Source organism: Nocardioides sp. NPDC047086 (genome assembly GCF_040643685.1).
GTDB lineage: Bacteria > Actinomycetota > Actinomycetes > Propionibacteriales > Nocardioidaceae > Nocardioides.
Genome location: NZ_JBEYUV010000038.1, coordinates 40,642 through 58,649 on the forward strand (window position 1 = coordinate 40,642; position 18,008 = coordinate 58,649).

Here is an 18,008-nt window from a genome sequence, read left to right on the forward strand (position 1 = left end):
TCCCCCGCCGGCCGGGGCCTCGACTCGCGTTGCTCAATACCCTGGGATCTCTCTGAGTTGGGCGCTCATGATCTCCTTCAGGTCGCTCGACACCGAGCTTCCATCCGCGCGCTCGAGCCATACGGTGGCCATGTATCCATAATCCAACGGCCTCCCGCGGAGGCCATCGTCAGTCCCCTCGTGTGCCTGCGCCCATGCGTATGCTCGCGCAATCGAGTAACCCTCAGGGTCGCTGCTCTCCGCCGTGAATCCGACAGACCGATCACCATCCGTGGCAATGGGAGTGATGCGCGCGGCGCGACCGGCGGACGATGTCTCGCAGGAACCCATCTGTGTCTGGAACTCGTCGAACGCATCGTCAGCAGACGCCTCCTCGACCCTCCAGATCCCGACAACGACCTCTTCCTCGTGTCCATCGACTACGCGGGTCCAAGCCTTGAAATCGGTAGCCTTGCGATCTCGCAGCACCGTCGCGGACTCCAGGTCGCAAGGTGGACCGGCCTCCGGTTCGAAGCCACCGACTGGTGTGAGACTGCCGGATACCTCGCTTTGATTGATGAAGCCAGGATCTTCAGGCTCACTCGAGCAACCAGTCAGCAGCGCCCCGCCCAGCACGCTGAGCAGGCAACCGAGAGCCTTCTTCTGATCTCCAGATCTCACCTGATGTGCTCCAGCTCCTGTCGGGCCCGGTCCAGGCTTCCTTCGTGGCTCGTTGAAATGGCAGCAAGCTCTGTCGCCAACTTTTCGCCCCAGGGGCTGTCGTCCAGCCAGGCTCGGTACACATCTGCTTGGTCGGCGCTGAGGTCACTCAGGTTCGTCTCGGGGCCCAGACCATCCGGATAAGCATCCGGTGGGAGGTTGTGCCAGTACGCGTCACGGATCAACTGCTTGACTGTGACATCGCTGTCCGAGAACAAGTCGCCGACCTCGCTGTTGATCTGCCCCGTGCTGTCTTGCTGGAGACTCTTCCCTATGTCTCCCAATACTTGATCGAGCAAGAATCCACCGGCAGGGTTCGCCCCTACGGGCGTCGCGCCCAAGGCCTTGGAGACGGCTCCTACGCCAAGATCGACTCGTGCGTTGTGCCGCTCATCCGCTGAGAGTGCCTCCTCTGCTACAGCCGAGGACGCGCCGAAGTCGATTGCTCCAAGCGCGTTGTAGTTCGCGGTGACCGCTGGCAGGAGTTCGTCGCGAGCCTCGTTAGGGTCGTGGATACCGTCGAGGCTTCGAGTGAGCTGGTCGGCCATCCAAGAGTTGGACGCTACTCGCAACTGCTCTCTCCCGACGTCGTCCTTCGCCAACTCGGCCAGCCAGAAGCGGGCAGAGCGACTGGCATCGCCTGGGTCGCCTGAGGTAAAGCGGGCATCGTCGAAGATATAGCCATCTGTGGAATCGCCTCCGCCTGGGTTGACCCCCAGTTCGTTATGCACCGACCCCATGTATCGGCTCGTGATGTTGGCGAAGTCCTCACGGAGTTCCTTGGGGATGAAGTCGGTGGTCGAGAACTTGTCGCCGGGGTCGGCGTTCTTGAAGTTCTCGTAGCTGCTGTTGACGAGGTCTTCGACGATGCTGACCGACCGCTCGTCGGCGCCTTCGCCGATGGTGCCGGCTTCGAGGGCGCCACCTAGGCTGTCGAGACCGGTGAGAGGTGACTTGTGGCTGGGGTGCTCGCCGTCGGGGATCCAGCGGTTCTCGTCGTTGCGTTCGTAGAGGAGATAGTCGAGGTTGGTGCCTTTGCCGTCCTTGTCGGTGGCCGAGTCGGAGAAGAACTGCCGCGAGGCCTCCGGGTTGTCCTCCAGGCCGCGCATGAGGCCGGTGATCGGGTCGCGTCCGAGGGTGTCCTTGGGACCCCAGCCGTCGGTGTAGTCGAGGCGGGCGGTGCTGTTGAAGCCTCCGGAGCGCCACGGGCCGTTGCGGTCCTCTTCCCAGTCCCAGTTCCGCTCGTAGTCGAGCATCGCCTCACCCGTCGAGGAGAGGAACTCCGGGTCGTACGCCTTCCCGTCGGACAACAGCGGGGCAAGTGCCTGGAACCCGCGGATGGTGGCGCCGTCGCCGAGCTCGATCTCCTTCTCGCCCGCGCTCAGAAGGTCTTGCTGCCAGTCATGGGAGACGTTGCTCAGGCTTCCTGGGTCGGCGGCGCCGATGTTGTGAGTGCCGGCTGCCAGGGTCGCACCAAGACCTCGCTGGAGGTCACGCATCACGGTTGCGTACGCCTCGTCGCCATCACCCTCACCCTCGAGCGCCGCGCGTGCATTGAGCTCGAGCAGGCCCCTGGGTCCGACCTTGTTGAGGAACCCGGTCGAGACCTCCGGGTCCTCACCGTAAGCCTTCAGGAGAACGGTGAAGTCTTCGATCTGGTCGGTCTCGATCCCGTCGGTGTCGTTACGGATGTCGTTCCCACGTTCGCCGATCGCCTGCCCGAGAACCGCCTGCTGCTCGGGGCTGAGGGAGCCGAGATAACCATCGTACGCCTTGGGGTCATCCACCATCTTCTGCGCGATCTCCTCATCCGAGAGACCGCGCAGATCGGGCGGGAGACCGGCCTGCTGGATCGAGCCGGTGCCGCCGTCGAACTGGTTCTTGGTGGCCGAGGTCAGCACCTCAGCCAGATCGGCGTCAGCACCCGCGGCCTTCTGCAGGGCGTCCAGGAGATCACGTTGGAGCTCCTCGACTTGGCGCTTGATCGCGTCGGCCTCCTCCTCGGACATGTCCTCGTCCGTCTTGGCCGGCGGGGAGGTCGCCACCGTCGCGCTGGTCGCGACCTCGACCTTGTAGCTCTTGGCCGTGATAGCCGCATAGGCCGACTTGGCCGCAGCCTTGGCGGACTTGACCTGCGTTGCGACCTGGTCGAGGACGTTGATGACCTCGGCGACCGGGGCCGCCATGTCATTGAGCTCCTCGGTCAGCTTGTCGTGGCGGAGCGACGCTGCATCGGCAGAGGCTCCGACCCACGATCCGGGGACCTTGCCCGCGTCCATCTCGTCTTGTTGGTCGTTGAGCTTCTTGCGTACGGAGGCGTTCAGCTCCTCAGCGGCGGCATCCAGCTCACCCGGCTCCCAGCCCTGCAACTGCTCGTAGGTGATCGCCATCAGAGCGGTCCGCCCATCCGCCTCGGCAGGTGAGTCGCGCCGTCCTGATTGAGTGCATTCACCTGTCCCGAGCCCCGGTGGGCGACGGTGTCATCCGTCTCCACGATCCGATTGGCATCATCCAAGGTTCGGGCATGGTGGCCGTTCGCGGCCCTGACCCACCTGTCCTGATCAGCCTTCCACTCACCCTTGAACCCGTTGGCAGCACCCGGGGAGACTCCGCCGGCCAGAGCACGCGCGATCTTCACCAATGGCGAACCGAAATCGATCTTCGCCACCTGATCAGCAGCCGACTTGATCGACCTGGCCGACCTCTCCACCTCTGATCTGATGATCTGCACGTTCATGTGGTGCCCCCCGAGAGCTGCGTGTGGTGTCACCACACTCATACCCCGATTTCGGCGCCCTAAACATGCCAATTCGCAAACGTGATGTACTGACGCGGAGCGCTCGGACGGGGGCGCCTAAGTGCTCCTCGGGAGGATCCTCATGGGTGACAGCGACGAGATCAGGGCCGACTTCGACAAGTTGCGAGAGGCCAACCAGAACCTGCTGGCGGAGCAGGATCTGGTGCAGAGCCTTGACCTCGGTGATGCCCCTGCTGCCGCGGTGTTCGGCGGGTCGGCGTTGGCGCAGGGGATGGCGCAGACGGTTGCCCTGGCGCATGCGAACCTGATCAAGGCGAAGAAGGAGACGGCCCAGGGCCTGGGCAAGTACGCCGACGCCACCGAGAAGGCTCAGAGCGACATCATGGCGACCGATGAGGGTCAGGTCGCGATCGCCCAGACCATGGCCGAGGCCCTGCAGATGCTGAGCAACCCGTTGGTGATGTTCAACAAGAGCGGCACCGGAATCGGCAAGAACATGCCGATCTGAGAGCCCCCGACTGGCCTCAGAGGACCTCGTACGTCGCCATGATCGGTGCGATCAGCGCCTCGGCGCCCTTGCGGTCGATGTCGGACTTGTTGAACTCCCAGGTGACCGTGACCTGATCGCGAGTCGTCGATGCGACGGTGCCGTAGTGGTCTTGCCAGGTGAACTCGGTCTCGGCACGGAAGTGGTAGAAGAGATTCCCGTTGATGGTCTCGTCAGGAAGCCGTTCGAGCTTGGCGAGGCTGGAGTCGCCCTTGAGCTGGTCGTTCACGAGTTTCGCAAGGCCCTCCACGGCATCTTCTAGATCCCCATCAGCGCCGTACGCATCGGCCATGAGTCCGCCAGCGCCAGGGGACAACCCGACGGAGTTCTTCGGTGCACGCATGGTCTGGGACTGCTTACGGTTGGACGAAAGGGTCCAGTCTTCGGGCACATGGAGCTGAGCGACGTCGACTGATGCGACCTGCCAGTCCGTCGGCACACTCGGAGCGCTGGAACTCGGGCCCGCAGAAGCCCCCGATGTGGAGGTGGTCGACGTGGGGTCAGTGCTAGGGCTTTCGCCGCTACCGCATCCTGCAAGGGTGATACTGAATGCGGTGGCCAACGCGGCAAGAGGGATCGCCCGAGACGTCTTCATGGGCCACGACCTTAGAGCAGGTCTCGGGATTCGCTTGGCAGATCCCACAGCCGCACGGTCTACTTGCTGACATTGGGGCTCCGCCGACGGCCCTGGAACCATTCTCGGGAGGAGACACGACATGAGTGGCGTACAGGGTCCTTGGATGCAGCGACTCAAGGCGTATGTCGAAGGGGTTGATGAGGGCGTTATCGACGCAGTGATCGACCGTTGGAACGACGGCGAGCGCACGTTCCGTAGCGCAGGTCGCACCCTCCACGAGAACGGCAAAAAGGTCGAGGACGGGTTCTCCTCGGCGTCGGAGTCCGGCCCGGCAGCGCGGCGGGGTATGCAAGAAGCGGGCGAGAAGACGAGCGACAAGAGCGACGTACTGAAGGACGCCGTCGCGGCGATGATGCATTTCCGCGGCACGTTGTCGACCGCGAGGTCCCAGTACGCCAAGCTGGCAGCGACCCTGCCCGCAACGCATGGCCCGGCACCGGACCAGGCCGACTATCCGACCACCGGCGTCGGGGTCGATGGTGATGCGAACAAGGCGGCGTTCAAGGCGAAGCAGGCCGAGCATGCCGCGGCCGAGGCGGCGATCGCGCATGCCGAGACCGAGGCGGCCGCGCAGGTCGGCTATGTCGATGATGCGGTGCGCGAGGACGAGCCGAAGATCCGGGCGCTGTACGACGACGGCACCGACTCCCGACCGCAGCCGGCGGGGACCTCGACGTCGCAGCCAGGCTCCTACAGCCAGATCCAGGCGTCGAAAGCACGGATCGCGGCGACCAACTCCGGCACCCTGTATCCCGACGGGATGGGCCACGAGATCCACGAGCAGGAGCGCGCGAACATCAAGGCTCAAGAGGCCGCGAACCAGCCGGAGTGGGACGGCACGCAGTGGATCGATGCCTACGGCAACCCCGCTCCGGCCACGTCGTACGCGATGGTGGAAACCGCGCAGGGGTTGGCCCCGATGGCGGGTGGTCCGGGGATCGGCGCGCTCGCTGCCGGTGGCGGGTTGGCGCTGGGGGCAGGGATCGCCAAGGCGGTCGCCAGCCGGCTCGGAGCGGCCCGTGCTGCCGGCGCACCCGCGAAGGCGACCGCAGCGGCCAGGAGTGCGGCCGGTGGTGCGCGTACGGCCGCTCCGGCATCGAGGGCGGGCGCGGCCGGTGCCCGCGGATCGGCTGGACGTGCTGGCGCGATGGGCGGCCGAGGTGGCAGGTCGGGGATGGCCGGGGCCGGCAGCCGCCAGGGCATGACGAAGGGAGGGCGCGGTGGTACTGGTGCGGCTGGTGGCCGGGGTGGCCGCGGCCGGGACGAGGAGAAGACCGACGCCGCCATCGACTACCAGGCCGACTACTCCCAGGACTACAGCGACGACGAGTACGAGAAGCGGGTCGCCTGGCAGCGCCAGGAGGAGCAGCAGCGCAAGCGGGCTCTGGGGCACGAAGGGGCCGACGAGTAATCACCTGCGCTACGGCAGCACGGATCAGCGACCCTCGTCCCGGGTGAACGTGAGCTGCTGGACGTCGATGTAGCCCGCGGCGAACCCGGCCCGGGAGTACTCCAGATAGAAGTGCCACATCCGCAGGAAGGTCTCGTCGAACCCGAGCGCCCGGACGTCCTCGGCACGATCGAGCAGCGCGAGGTCCCAGCGCCGCAGGGTCTCCGCGTAGTGGGCACCGAACGAGAGCCGGCTCCGCACCCGGAGCCCGGTGTGCGCCTCGGTGACGCCGGTGATCGCCTCGGTCGAGGGGAGCAGCCCGCCGGGGAAGATGTACTTGGTGATCCAGGTCTCGGTGTTCCGGGTCGCGAGCATCCGGTCGTGCGGCATGGTGATCGCCTGGATCACCGCGGTGCCGCCGGGGGCGAGGACTTCGTCGATCTTCGCGAAGTAGACCGGCCAGAACCGTTCGCCGACCGCCTCGATCATCTCGACCGAGACCACCGCGTCGTACGTCCCTTCCACCGCCCGGTAGTCGCGCAGCTCCACGTCCACCCGATGGTCCAGACCGGCGGCGCCGATCCGGCGCCGGGCCAGCTCGGCCTGCTCGACGGAGAGGGTCACCGAGGTGACCTGGGCGCCCCGGGCGGCGGCTCGCAGCGCCAGCTCTCCCCAGCCCGTCCCGATCTCGAGCAGACGGGTGCCTGCGCCGACTCCCGCCTCGTCGAGGATCCGGTCGATCTTGCGGTGCTGGGCGAGCGCCAGGCCCTCCGCCGAGGGCAGCGAGGAGAAGAGACCCGCCGAGTAGCTCATCGTCGGGTCCAGGAAGAGCGCGAAGAAGTCGTTGGACAGGTCGTAGTGGTGGCCGATGTGCTCGCGCGCGTTCTCCGGGGTGTTCAGGTCCTTCGCACCCCGGCGCCTTTCGTAGACCCCACGCAGCCGCTGCGCCCACCCGGGGAGGAGGCCGTCGAGGTCCCGGCACAGCACGGTCAGGGTCTCCCCCAGCTCCGGGGCGTCCCAGGCACCGGTCAGGTACGCCTCGCCGAAGCCGATCAGCCCGTGCCGGCCGAGTCTGGCGTAGAACTCCTCGGGCCGGTGCAGCACGATGTCGGCGGGTCTGCCCTCCCGGCTCACGCTGATCCCGAGCCGCTTCGTGGCGGCGCCGAAGACGGCCGCTGCGGCAGCCGCGGTGCCCCGGGTCACCGGGCCGTTGGGCGCTTCCTGCAGCATCGGCCAACGCTCGGCCACCAGGGTGGGGGCGGCGGGGGCTTCGATGGTCTTCATCGGACTCCTTCTTGGTGGTGCGACGGCCTTCTGTGGACCGGCAGGCGTCGTAGCCACAGCGCTACGCCATGGATGCGGATCCAGGCCGCGCCGAGGAGCGCGGACGGAGCGGACCGGAGCGTGGCCCCGAACCGCGGTTCGATCCGGACGCCGCGGACGGCGGCGTCGAAGACGGTCCCGTCCTCGGTGGTCAGCCGGACGGCGACCGCGAGCCGTCCGTCGGGCGGGGGAACGGTGAGTTCGTAGCGGCCGTCGACGCCGTGGAAGGGCGAGACGTACATCGCTTTCGTGACCTGGGCCCGATGCCGTTCGTCGGGGTGGACGAGATAGGCGTGCCGATCGCCGTAGGTGTTGTGCACCTCGACGACGGTGGCCAGCGGCTCCCCGGAGGCCGCCGTGCACCAGTAGACGCTGATCGGGTTGAAGCAGAACCCGAAGGCTCTCGGCTGGGCCGCCATCAGCACGCGTGCCTCGCCCAAGTCGAGGTCGTGGAGCTTCAGGAACGCGGCGAGGTTCTCCCGGATCGAGAGCTCGGGGTCGCCCAGATGGTCGCGTGCCTCGAAGCGGCCGAGGAGCCCGTGATCGGGCAGCCGGTCCAGGTCGACGACCTGCCAGGAGGAACGGTGCACGAACCGGTTCCGCAGCGGTCCTCGCCGGGTGTGGCTGACCGTGGTGCGATACACCCCGGTCGCGGTCTCCGGACGTTCCGTGGGGGCCGTCCAAGGCAGCCCCAGGCGCTGGGCGGCCTGGGCCCCGGATCGGGCGCCGTCCTCGTGGAACCCCCAGCCACGCCAGGCGCCGGCGAAGACCAGCGCGTCGGAGTCCAGCTCGCCGGCGCGCTGTTGCGCGGCCACCGACTCCGGGGTGTAGAGCGGGTGCTCGTACTCCATGGTGGCGATGACCTTCGCCGGGTCGATCAGGTCGGCCCCGCCGAGCGTGACCAGATGACGTACGCCGCCGGGAGCCGGCAGCCGCATCAACCGGGTCAGGTCGTAGGTGACCGTGACCTGGCCGCGGCCCGGGCGCTCCAGGTAGTTCCACGAGGACCGGACGTGCTCGCTGTCCGGCAGCAGGCTGGTGTCGGTGTGCAGCTGCGCCTGGTTGGCGGAGTACGGAAACCCACCCAGGATCTCGCGCTGGGCGTGCGTGGGCGCGCCGAGCATCGCCAGCGACTGTCCCGGATGGGTCGCCAGCACGGCCGCGTCGAAGAGCTCCGTGCGCCCGTTGCCGTCGGTGATCTCGACACCCACGCCGGTCTCGACCACGTTCACCACCTTGGCCGAGGTCAGCACCCGGCCGCCGCGGGCGCGGATCGCGGCGGCGACCCTCTCGACGTACGTCGCCGACCCGCCGGTGACCGTGCGCCAGCGCGGCGACCCGAAGACCTGCAGCATCCCGTGGTGCCCGAGGAACTCGAAGAGGTAGCGAGCCGGGTAGCTCAGCGCCGTGGCCGGGTCGCAGGACCACACCGCGGCGACGAGCGGCGCCATGAAGTGGCGACGGAAGTGCGCGGTGAACCCGTGCTCGTCCAGGAACGCCTCGAGGGTTCGATCGTCGGGCTCGTCGCCGGCGAGCAGCGCCCGGGCCGCCCGGTGGAACCGAGGGATCTCGGCGAGCATCCGCAGGTGCGCCGGGCGGAGCGCACGGCGGTCGGGCAGCACCCCGCGCAGCCCGCGCGCACCGGCGTACTCCACCTCGGCGCTCTGCGAACGCACCGACATCGACATCTCGGAGACCTGGGTCGGCACGCCGAGCTCGGCGAAGAGCCGGAGCAGCGTCGGATACGTACGCCGGTTGTGCACGATGAACCCGGTGTCGATCGCCAGCTCGCTCCCGTCCGGCGCGGTGACGCGGTGGGTGTCGGCATGGCCGCCCAGCCTGTCGTCGGCCTCGAAGAGCGTGACCGTGCCGTGCAGCGACGCGATGTACGCCGCGGTCAGGCCGGCGACGCCGCTTCCGACCACCGCGATCCGGCGGCGTTCGGGGTCGGGGCTGCTCATCGGGCTCCTCGTGGTCGAAGGGGGCGATCGGCGCAGAGGCGCTGTCACCCGGTCTTCGGTCACCGAGGCGAATCGGATTTGTTCTTCAGGCCGACGAGTTCGTCAGGGCGTGGATCATGGTCTTTCGGGTCCGGAGGAGGCAGAGATGAGCGACAGATCAGTCCCGACGGCGACGCTGCAGGTCACGACGTGTGACACCGAGGAGGCGCTCGCCGCGGCCGGTGTTCTGTTCGACCACTACCGGCGCCACTACGGCGTGCCGCCGGAGGACACCGGCGAACGCACCGTCGCTTGGCTTACCGAGATGGTCCGATCGAACATGCTCACAGTCTTCACCGCATCCGTTGAACCGCCCGCCGGCTCACCTCCGATTGGTCTGGCGACCAGCCATGAGGTCCCGGCATCCCTGGCCATGGGACGGTTCTGGCAACTGCGTGACCTGTTCGTGCTCCCAGGAGCCCGCCGCCAGGGAGCGGCGGCCGCTCTCGTCGGCGCCGTCCGCGACGCGGCGCTCACCGCAGGCGCCACCCGGCTGTCCCTCGTGACCGAAACCGACAACGGAGCCGCGCTCGGCCTCTATCGGCGGCTCGGATTCAGAACGGTCGAAGGGCTGAGATCGCTCAGCCTCGACCTCGCCTGACAACTGACGTACGGGCAGGTCGTCATCGGCAGCTCTACAGCGAACGAAAATTCGTTCGCGCCTCCCAGATCGGGCGGGGTCAGCCGCGGCCGGCGTACGGCATCCCCGTCGCGAGGATGGTCATCGTGGGCACGCTGACGCCGAGCGGAAGCTGGGCCATGGCGACGACCGCGTCGGCGACGTGCTGCGGGTCGAAGGTCGGCTCGGGGCGTACGGTGCCGTCGGCCTGACGGGCGCCTTCGGCGATGCCGGCGGTCATCTCGGTGGCTGCGTTGCCGATGTCGATCTGGCCGACCGCGATGTCGTGAGCCCGGCCGTCGAGGGCGAGGGCTCGGGTGAAGCCGGTGATCGCGTGCTTGGAGGTGGTGTAGGCGACGCTGCCCGGGCGGGGTACGTGGGCGGAGATGGAGCCGTTGTTGATGATCCGCCCGCCGCGCGGGTCCTGCCGCTTCATCTGCGCGAAGGCCTCGCGGGCGCAGTGGAAGGAGCCGGCGACGTTGACCGCGAGGGTCGCCGCGAACTCCTCGACCGGGATCTCGTCAGGATCTCCGCTCGGCCCGAAGGTGCCCGCGTTGTTGACCAGCAGGTCGACGCGCCCCCACATCCCCACGACGGCGGCGAAGGCCGTCTCCACCTCGGTGGCGGAAGCGACGTCCGTGGGCAGCACGAGGGAGTACGCCATCACCGACGCGGTCTCCTCGAGCGAGGTCTTGGTGCGCCCGAGCAGGGCGACCTGGAAGCCGGCGCCGTCCAGAGCCTGGGCGATCACTCGCCCCAGGCCCGAGCCGGCGCCGGTGACGACCGCGACCGGCATCAGATGAACTGCCGAGACAGGACCGCGTGCCGGTTGACGTCCTTGTAGAGCAGGTAGCGGAACCGGTCGGGTCCACCGGCGTAGCAGGCCTGCGGACAGAACGCCCGCAGCCACATGAAGTCGCCCTCCTGCACCTCCACCCAGTCCTTGTTGAGCAGGTAGACGGCCTTGCCCTCGAGGACGTAGAGCCCGTGCTCCATCACGTGCGTCTCCGGGAACGGGATCGCGCCGCCCGGCTCGAAGCTGACGATGTTGACGTGCATGTCGTGGCGTACGTCATCGGGGTCGACGAAGCGCTGCGTCTTCCAGGCGCCGTTGGTGCCCGGCATCTCGCCGCCGGGCACGTCGACCTCGTTGGTGACGAACGGCTCGGGTACGTCGATGCCCTCGACCGCCTGGTAGGCCTTGCGGATCCAGTGGAACCGCGCGACCTGGTCGCTGGTGTTGTGCAGCGTCCAGGCGGAGCCGGGCGGGAGGAAGGCGTAGCCGCCGGGAGCCAGGTCGTGCTTCTCCCCCTCGATCGAGAGCGTCAGCGCGCCCTCGACCACGAACAGGACTCCCTCGGCACCCGCGTCGAGCTCGGGCTTGTCGCTGCCACCGCCGGGCGAGACCTCGACGATGTACTGCGAGAACGTCTCGGCGAACCCCGAGAGCGGCCGAGCGATCACCCACAGCCGGGTCCCCTCCCAGAACGGCAGCTTGCTGGTGACGATGTCGCGCATGGTGCCCCGCGGGAGCACGGCGTACGCCTCGGTGAAGACCGCCCGGTCGGTGGTCAGCTCCCGCTGCGACGGGTGTCCGCCGGTCGGGGCGTAGTAGCGGCCAGGAGGGTTGTGTGCTGCGCTCATGGTCGGGCTCCTTCTGTGGTGACTCTGCTGAGCAGCCGGCCCTGGGGCGCGGCCTCGATGTCGATCGTCTCGCCACGCAGCCAGGTCGCGCGGACGACACCGGCGAGGGATCGGCCGTGGTAGGGCGTGACGGCGTTCTTGTGGTGGAGCTTCGCGGCATCGACGACGAAGGAGTCGTCGGGGGCGAGGACGGCGAAGTCGGCGTCGTGGCCGACCGCGATCCGCCCCTTGGTCGTCAGCCCTGCGTGGCCGGCCGGCGCCTCGGACATCCAGCGGGCGACGTCGTCGAGCGCGAACCCGCGGGCACGGGCCTCGGTCCAGACCGCCGAGAGGCCGAGCTGGAGCGAGGAGATGCCGCCCCAGGCGACGCCGAAGTCGCCGGTGTCGAGAGCCTTCAGGTCGGGCGTCGAGGGCGAGTGGTCGGTGACGACCATGTCGATGACGCCGTCGCGCAGGCCCTCCCAGAGCAGCTCGCGGTTGGTCGCCTCCCGGATCGGCGGGCAGCACTTGTACTGCGTCGCGCCGTCGGGGATCTCCTCCGCGGCGAAGGTCAGGTAGTGGGGACAGGTCTCCGCCGTGATCGGGACGCCGTCGCGGCGGGCCGAGGCCAGCATCGCGAGCACGTCGGAGCTGGAGACGTGCAGGATGTGGACGCGGCAGCCGGTCCACCGGGCCAGCTCGATCACCTGGGCGATCGCGAGGTTCTCGGCGCCCCGCGGGCGGCTGTGCAGGAATCGTTCGTACGTCCCACCACCCGCCGCGGGCGCGTGCTCGATCGCGTGCGCGTCCTCGGCGTGCACGATCAGCAGGCCGTCGAAGGTCGCGATCTCGCGCATCGCGAGCTCGAGCTGCTCCGGGTCGAGCGGCGGGAACTCGTCGACGCCCGAGTGCAGCAGGAAGCACTTGAACCCGGAGACGCCCGCCTCGTGCAGAGGCCGCAGGTCGGCGACGTTGCCCGGTACGGCGCCGCCCCAGAAGCCGATGTCGACGAAGGCCTGGCTCGCCGCTGGCCCTCCAAAAGCGACCCGCCGTTTGAGGTCGAGCGCCGGCACATCGCAGGTCGGCGGGATGCTGTTGAGCGGCATGTCCACGATGGTCGTGACCCCGCCCGCGGCCGCTGCCCGGGTCGCGGAGGCGAAGCCCTCCCACTCGGTCCGGCCCGGGTCGTTGACGTGCACGTGCGCGTCGACGACCCCGGGCATCAGCACCTCGTCGTCGGCGAGCTCGACCACACGGGCCGCGGTGAGACCGGTCGGTTCGACCGCGACGATCCTCCCGTCGCGTACGCCGACGCTGCCCGCTGTCTCGCCCTCCGGGGTCACCATCCGCGCCGCCCGGATCACTACATCGAGATCTCGAGTCACACCGTCACCTCCGCATCATCGACTGCCACCACCCGCGTCCGCTGGCGGCCCAGGCCGCTCACCTCGGCCTCCACCACCTGCCCCTCCCGCAAGAAGGGCCGGGGCTCGGGTCGCGACGCTGCGACCCCACCAGGGGTCCCGGTCAGCACCAGGTCGCCGGGCTCGAGTGTCATCAGCGTACTGAGGAAGGCGAGGAGCTCGCCGACGCCGTAGGCCATCCGGGCGGTCGTCCCCTGCTGGCGCCGCTCGCCGTCGACCCACAGCTCCAGGCCGAGGGCCTGTGGGTCGCCCGCGGTGTCGGGCGTGACCAGCCAGGGGCCGATCGGGGTGAACGTGTCGGCACACTTTCCCTTGGCCCAGGTCGGCCCGGCCGCGATCCGCGCCCGCTCGCTGACGTCGTCGGCGGTGAGGTAGCCGCCCACCGCGGCGAGCGCCTGTCGTGGATCCGGGCAGCGAGACAGCCTTCGCCCGATCACCACACCCAGCTCGACCTCGTAGTCGGTCATCGTCGACCCCGGTGGAAGCTCGATCGCGTCGTAGGGACCGGCGATCGATGTCGACGGCTTGAGGAACACGACCGGCTCGTCCGGGATCGCGACCCCGGCCTCCTCGGCATGGTCGTGGTAGTTGAGCCCGATCCCGACGACCTTGCCGGGCCTCGCGACCGGGGGTCCGATCCGGGTGCCGTCGGGGACTCTCGCAAGTACGCCCGATGCGACCGCCTCTCGGATCGAAGCGAGCCGCTCGGGGTCTCCGAGCAGGTCGCCGTCGATCGCCGGCACCACCGTCGACAGGTCACGCAGCACGTCCTGGTCGTCGAGCGCTGCTGGGCGTTCCTGTGCTGCCGGTCCCACACTCAGCAGTCGCATGCCGCGGCCTCCTCGGATGCCGACCGAGCTACCTCGGTCTGGTTGCGGTTCCCTCGTGGAACTCCACGAAAGAAGTGACCGCTCACCGAGTTACCTCGGTGAACACTCCGCCGCTCGCTCATGCCGCCTCCTCGGATGCCGACCGAGCTACCTCGGTCTCGTTGCGGTTCCCTCGCGGAACTCCACGAAAGAAGTGACCGCTCACCGAGTTACCTCGGTGAACACTCCGCCGCTCGCTCATGCGTCCTCCTTGATCAGGTGGTCGGCGGCGATCCGCTCGGCGATCTGCTCGAGCAGGGCCGCGCCTTCGGTCAGGCAGCGCTGCCGGTCGGGTTCGATGTCGACCAGGGCGTACGCAGCACCGATCCCGGCTGCCCGCAGCCGGTCGTGGTCGAGATGGTTGACCCCGCAGACGGCCACGACCGGGACGCCGGCGCGTACGGCCGCGGCGGCGACGCCGGCCGGGGCCTTGCCGTGCAGGGTCTGCTCGTCGAGCGCGCCCTCGCCGGTAACGACGAGGGCTGCGCCCTCCAGCCCGGAGCCGAAGTCGACCAGCTCGAGCACGAGGTCGATCCCGGAGCGCAGCTCGGCGCCCAAGAGAGCGACGGCGGCGAACCCGACACCGCCGGCAGCACCCGCGCCGGGGTGGTCCCGGAGATCGGCACCGGTCTCCTCCGCGACAATCGAGGCCCAGTGACCGAGCGCGGCGTCGAGGCGTCGCACCTGGTCCGGGTCGGCACCCTTCTGCGGCCCGTAGACCGCGGCCGCGCCGCGGGGCCCGGTCAGCGGGTTGTCGACGTCGCAGGCGACGGTGATCTCGACCCCGTCGACGCGGCGCAACAGTGCGGTGAGGTCGAGCCGAACCACGTCCTCGAGGCCGACGCCGCCATCGACCACCGGAGCACCCGAGACCCCGAGCAGCCGGGTACCGAGCCCGCGGAGCAGACCCGCACCCCCGTCGGTGCTGGCGCTGCCGCCGATCCCGAGCACCACCCGGCGACAGCCGGCGTCGATCGCGGCCGCCATCGCCTGGCCTGCCCCGAGGCTGGAGGCACCCAACGGATCCGGCGCTCCCGGCAGCCGAGACAGCCCGGCCGCGTCGGCGAGCTCGACGACGGCGGTGTCGTCGCGACGGGCGTACGCGGTCCGAACCGGCGACCCGGTCGGCCCGGCCACCGTGACCGGGACCAGAGCGAACCCGGCGGACTCGGCCGCGGCCAGGGTGCCGTCGCCACCGTCGGCGACGGGGATCGCGTCGACGATCACGTCGGGACGTCCCCGGCGTATCCCGGAGCTCACCGCCGCCGCGACCTCGGCAGCGGTGAGCGATCCCTTGAACTTGTCGGAGGCGACCAGCACGCGGACCATGACTCAGTCCAGTGGGACGAGCGCGGTCGGGGCGTGCTCACCGCGCTCGGCCAGCTCCTCGAACTCGACGACACCGTCGATCTCGACGCCCATGGAGACGTTGGTGACGCGCTCGAGGATGACCTCGACCAGCACCGGCACCCGATACTCCGCCTGGAGCGCCTTGGCCTTCTCGAAGGCGGCGCCCAGATCGGCCGGGTCGGTCACCCGGATCGCCTTGCAGCCCAGGCCCTCGGCGACCTTGAGATGGTCGACGCCGTAGCCCTCGACCTCGGGGCTGTTGACGTTGTCAAAGGCGAGCTGGACGCAGTAGTCCATCTCGAACCCGCGCTGGGCCTGGCGGATCAGGCCGAGGTAAGAGTTGTTCACGACGACGTGGATGTAGGGGATGTTGAACTGGGCGCCGACCGCCAGCTCCTCGACCAGGAACTGGAAATCGTAGTCACCCGAGAGCGCGACAACCTGGCCGTCGGGGACGGCGGTCGCGACCCCCAGGGCGGCCGGCAGGGTCCAGCCGAGCGGGCCCGCCTGGCCGGCGTTGATCCAGTGCCGCGGCTGGTAGACGTGCAGCAGCTGCGCGGCCTGGATCTGGGACAGACCGATGGTCGTGACGTACCGGGTGCCGGTGCCGAAGGCCCGGTTCATCTCCTCGTAGACCCGCTGCGGCTTGATCGGGACGTTGTCGAAGTGGGTCTTGCGGTGCAGGGTCCGCTTGCGCTCGGCGCACTCCTCGGCCCAGGACGTACGGCTCGGGATCCTGCCCGCGCCCGCCCACTCGCGAGCGACCTCGACGAGCATGTCGAGGGCCGCGCGGGCGTCGGAGACGATCGAGTAGTCCGGCGCGAAGACCCGGCCGATCTGGGTCGGCTCGATGTCGATGTGGACGAACGTACGTCCGCGGGTGTACGTCTCGACCGAGCCGGTGTGGCGGTTGGCCCACCGGTTGCCGATGCCGAGGACGAAGTCGCTGGCCAGCATGGTCGCGTTGCCGTAGCGGTGCGAGGTCTGCAGGCCGACCATGCCCGCGTTGAGCGCGTGGTCGTCCGGGATCGTGCCCCAGCCCATCAGCGTGGGGACGACGGGGACGCCGGTGACCTCGGCGAGCTCGACCAGCAGGTCGGCCGCGTCGGCGTTGACCACGCCGCCACCGGCGACGATCAGCGGACGCTCCGAGGCCAGCATCATCGTCAGCGCCTTCTCCGCCTGGGCACGGCTGGCCGCCGGCCGGGCGATCGGCAGGGGCTCGTACGTCTCGATGTCGAAGTCGATCTCGGCCAGCTGGACGTCGAGCGGCAGGTCGACCAGGACCGGTCCGGGACGTCCTTCGCGCATGAGGCGGAAGGCCTTCTGGAAGGTGCCCGGGACCTGGGCGGGCTCCATCACGGTGACCGCCATCTTGGTGAGCGGTCCGGCGATGGCGGCGATGTCGACCGCCTGGAAGTCCTCCTTGTGGAGCTTCGCGACCGGCGCCTGGCCCGTGATGCACAGGATCGGGATCGAGTCGGCGGAGGCCGAGTAGAGGCCGGTGATCATGTCGGTGCCGGCCGGACCGGAGGTGCCGATGCAGACGCCGATGTTGCCGGCCTTCGCCCGGGTGTAGCCCTCGGCCATGTGCGATGCCGCCTCGACGTGGCGGGCGAGCACGTGCTGGAGGCCGCCGTGCTTACGCATCGCGCTGTAGAACGGGTTGATCGCAGCACCCGGCAGGCCGAACAGCTGGGTCGCGCCCTCCTTCTCCAGGATCAGGACGGCGGCGTCGACCGCGCGCATGCGTGCCATGTCAGTTCTCCCCCTTCGTGGCAGAGCCGCTCAGCCGCTCGACGCCCCGCAGCAGGGCGGAGTGGTCGAGGCCGCCGTCGCCGTTGGCCCGGGCGCTCGCCATCAGCTGGGCGACCAGCGAGCCGAGCGGGACCACGACGCCCGCCTCGCGGGCGGCGGAGGTGACGATCCCCATGTCCTTGTGGTGCAGGTCGATCCGGAACCCGGGCTGGAAGGAGCGGGTCAGCATGTTCTCCTTCTTCTGGTTGAGCACGCTCGAACCGGCGAGCCCCCCGCCGAGCACCTCGAGGGCGGCCTTCGTGTCCACCCCGTACGCCTCGAGGAAGACGACCGCCTCGGACAGCGCCTGGATGTTGGCGGCGACGATGAGCTGGTTGGCCGCCTTGACCGTCTGGCCGGCACCGCTCGGGCCGACGTGGACGACGGTCTTGCCGACCGCGTCGAAGAGCGGCTTCGCGGTGGCGAAGTCGTCGGCCGCGCCGCCGACCATGATCGAGAGGGCCGCGTTCTTGGCGCCGGCCTCGCCACCGGAGACCGGGGCGTCGAGGATGCGGAAGCCGCGGGCGGTGGCCTGCTCGGCGAGCGCCGCGCTCACGTCGGGACGGATGCTGGAGAAGTCGATGATCAGCGCACCGGCGGGGGCGGTCTCGAAGACCCCGCCCTCGGCGGTGAGCACCTCCTCGACGTGGGGTGAGTCCGGGACCATGACGCAGACGACGTCGGCGTCGCGGCAGGCGTCCGCGGTGGACTCGGCTGCCCGGCCACCCGCCGCGGCCAGGGCCTGGGTGCGCTCGAGGCTGTGGTCGAAACCGGCGACGGTGTGGCCGGCGGCGACGAGGTGGGCGGCCATCGGGCTGCCCATGATGCCGAGGCCGATGAAGGCGATGTTGGTCATGATGAATCTCCTACGGGTGATCAGTGGTGGCGTACGCGGCTTGTCGAGTCGGCTCGTCCTGACCAAGATCCGCGCCGAGTCGGCTCGTCATGACGCGCCGACTCGGCGCTGAATTC

The 18,008-nt window shown here is 69.1% G+C and carries 16 protein-coding genes; 3 read left to right on the top strand and 13 right to left on the bottom strand.

What is annotated here, in order from left to right:
• Nucleotides 1–33: 33 nt before the first annotated feature.
• From ABZ796_RS22865 to ABZ796_RS22875, 3 genes are read right to left on the bottom strand one after another with little or no spacing between them, the layout of a single operon-like run.
• Nucleotides 34–660: a hypothetical protein gene (locus ABZ796_RS22865; RefSeq protein ID WP_357340025.1), complete on the bottom strand. Its 627-nt coding sequence runs from the start codon at nt 658–660 to the stop codon at nt 34–36.
• A complete protein-coding gene (locus ABZ796_RS22870) occupies nt 657–3,089 on the bottom strand; it encodes a hypothetical protein (protein ID WP_357340026.1) in 2,433 nt (810 codons plus the stop codon). Before ABZ796_RS22870 ends, ABZ796_RS22865 begins: the two co-directional genes overlap by 4 nt.
• Entirely contained in the window at nt 3,089–3,436 is a 348-nt protein-coding gene (locus ABZ796_RS22875) for a hypothetical protein (protein WP_357340027.1), read from the bottom strand. Before ABZ796_RS22875 ends, ABZ796_RS22870 begins: the two co-directional genes overlap by 1 nt.
• Nucleotides 3,437–3,578: 142 nt before the next feature.
• On the opposite strand from ABZ796_RS22875, the gene ABZ796_RS22880 reads away from it, so the two are divergent.
• Nucleotides 3,579–3,965 (top strand): hypothetical protein, encoded by a 387-nt coding sequence (locus ABZ796_RS22880; RefSeq protein ID WP_357340028.1) that lies wholly within the window; start codon nt 3,579–3,581, stop codon nt 3,963–3,965.
• Between the two features lie 16 nt (nt 3,966–3,981).
• Here the strand turns inward: ABZ796_RS22880 and ABZ796_RS22885 are convergent, their stop codons facing one another.
• Nucleotides 3,982–4,254 carry a hypothetical protein gene (locus ABZ796_RS22885; RefSeq protein WP_357340029.1) on the bottom strand — a complete coding sequence of 91 codons (273 nt, stop codon included), beginning with the start codon at nt 4,252–4,254 and terminating at the stop codon, nt 3,982–3,984.
• Nucleotides 4,255–4,720: 466 nt separating this feature from the next.
• Here ABZ796_RS22885 and ABZ796_RS22890 point away from each other — a divergent pair, with 466 nt between their 5' ends.
• Nucleotides 4,721–6,052: a hypothetical protein gene (locus ABZ796_RS22890; RefSeq protein ID WP_357340030.1), complete on the top strand. Its 1,332-nt coding sequence runs from the start codon at nt 4,721–4,723 to the stop codon at nt 6,050–6,052.
• A gap of 24 nt (nt 6,053–6,076) precedes the next feature.
• Here the strand turns inward: ABZ796_RS22890 and ABZ796_RS22895 are convergent, their stop codons facing one another.
• Nucleotides 6,077–7,315, bottom strand: a complete 1,239-nt coding sequence (locus ABZ796_RS22895) for a class I SAM-dependent methyltransferase (protein ID WP_357340032.1) — start codon at nt 7,313–7,315, stop codon at nt 6,077–6,079.
• Complete coding sequence (locus ABZ796_RS22900; RefSeq protein ID WP_357340034.1) at nt 7,312–9,315, bottom strand: FAD-dependent oxidoreductase; 2,004 nt, start codon at nt 9,313–9,315, stop codon at nt 7,312–7,314. Before ABZ796_RS22900 ends, ABZ796_RS22895 begins: the two co-directional genes overlap by 4 nt.
• Before the next feature lie 145 nt (nt 9,316–9,460).
• Here ABZ796_RS22900 and ABZ796_RS22905 point away from each other — a divergent pair, with 145 nt between their 5' ends.
• On the top strand, nt 9,461–9,955 hold the full coding sequence (locus tag ABZ796_RS22905) for a GNAT family N-acetyltransferase (RefSeq protein WP_357340036.1): 495 nt from the start codon (nt 9,461–9,463) through the stop codon (nt 9,953–9,955).
• Nucleotides 9,956–10,034: 79 nt separating this feature from the next.
• Here the strand turns inward: ABZ796_RS22905 and ABZ796_RS22910 are convergent, their stop codons facing one another.
• The 7 genes from ABZ796_RS22910 to ABZ796_RS22940 form a co-directional block, all read right to left on the bottom strand.
• Nucleotides 10,035–10,769, bottom strand: coding sequence for an SDR family oxidoreductase (locus ABZ796_RS22910; protein ID WP_357340037.1), 735 nt, complete (start codon nt 10,767–10,769; stop codon nt 10,035–10,037).
• Nucleotides 10,769–11,617, bottom strand: coding sequence for a bifunctional allantoicase/(S)-ureidoglycine aminohydrolase (locus tag ABZ796_RS22915; RefSeq protein WP_357340039.1), 849 nt, complete (start codon nt 11,615–11,617; stop codon nt 10,769–10,771). Before ABZ796_RS22915 ends, ABZ796_RS22910 begins: the two co-directional genes overlap by 1 nt.
• Nucleotides 11,614–12,981, bottom strand: a complete 1,368-nt coding sequence (allB, locus tag ABZ796_RS22920) for an allantoinase AllB (protein WP_357340041.1) — start codon at nt 12,979–12,981, stop codon at nt 11,614–11,616. The genes ABZ796_RS22915 and allB overlap by 4 nt, the downstream gene beginning before the upstream one ends.
• Nucleotides 12,978–13,850: a fumarylacetoacetate hydrolase family protein gene (locus tag ABZ796_RS22925; protein WP_357340043.1), complete on the bottom strand. Its 873-nt coding sequence runs from the start codon at nt 13,848–13,850 to the stop codon at nt 12,978–12,980. Before ABZ796_RS22925 ends, allB begins: the two co-directional genes overlap by 4 nt.
• A 237-nt stretch (nt 13,851–14,087) precedes the next feature.
• Nucleotides 14,088–15,218, bottom strand: a complete 1,131-nt coding sequence (locus ABZ796_RS22930) for a glycerate kinase (protein WP_357340045.1) — start codon at nt 15,216–15,218, stop codon at nt 14,088–14,090.
• Between the two features lie 3 nt (nt 15,219–15,221).
• The gene (gene gcl / locus ABZ796_RS22935; protein WP_357340047.1) at nt 15,222–16,997 is read right to left on the bottom strand and encodes a glyoxylate carboligase; all 1,776 of its coding nucleotides are present in this window, start codon (nt 16,995–16,997) and stop codon (nt 15,222–15,224) included.
• 1 nt (nt 16,998) lies between these two features.
• A complete protein-coding gene (locus ABZ796_RS22940; protein ID WP_357340049.1) occupies nt 16,999–17,892 on the bottom strand; it encodes a 2-hydroxy-3-oxopropionate reductase in 894 nt (297 codons plus the stop codon).
• Between the last annotated feature and the right edge of the window lie 116 nt (nt 17,893–18,008).

Coding starts and splice junctions, on each gene's coding strand:
- ABZ796_RS22925 (WP_357340043.1), bottom strand. CDS start 13,850: ATGCGACTGCTGAGTGTGGGACCGGCAGCACAGGAACGCCCAGCAGCG.
- ABZ796_RS22875 (WP_357340027.1), bottom strand. CDS start 3,436: ATGAACGTGCAGATCATCAGATCAGAGGTGGAGAGGTCGGCCAGGTCG.
- ABZ796_RS22895 (WP_357340032.1), bottom strand. CDS start 7,315: ATGAAGACCATCGAAGCCCCCGCCGCCCCCACCCTGGTGGCCGAGCGT.
- ABZ796_RS22915 (WP_357340039.1), bottom strand. CDS start 11,617: ATGAGCGCAGCACACAACCCTCCTGGCCGCTACTACGCCCCGACCGGC.
- ABZ796_RS22930 (WP_357340045.1), bottom strand. CDS start 15,218: ATGGTCCGCGTGCTGGTCGCCTCCGACAAGTTCAAGGGATCGCTCACC.
- ABZ796_RS22910 (WP_357340037.1), bottom strand. CDS start 10,769: ATGCCGGTCGCGGTCGTCACCGGCGCCGGCTCGGGCCTGGGGCGAGTG.
- ABZ796_RS22890 (WP_357340030.1), top strand. CDS start 4,721: ATGAGTGGCGTACAGGGTCCTTGGATGCAGCGACTCAAGGCGTATGTC.
- ABZ796_RS22900 (WP_357340034.1), bottom strand. CDS start 9,315: ATGAGCAGCCCCGACCCCGAACGCCGCCGGATCGCGGTGGTCGGAAGC.
- gcl (WP_357340047.1), bottom strand. CDS start 16,997: ATGGCACGCATGCGCGCGGTCGACGCCGCCGTCCTGATCCTGGAGAAG.
- ABZ796_RS22940 (WP_357340049.1), bottom strand. CDS start 17,892: ATGACCAACATCGCCTTCATCGGCCTCGGCATCATGGGCAGCCCGATG.
- ABZ796_RS22880 (WP_357340028.1), top strand. CDS start 3,579: ATGGGTGACAGCGACGAGATCAGGGCCGACTTCGACAAGTTGCGAGAG.
- ABZ796_RS22870 (WP_357340026.1), bottom strand. CDS start 3,089: ATGGCGATCACCTACGAGCAGTTGCAGGGCTGGGAGCCGGGTGAGCTG.
- ABZ796_RS22905 (WP_357340036.1), top strand. CDS start 9,461: ATGAGCGACAGATCAGTCCCGACGGCGACGCTGCAGGTCACGACGTGT.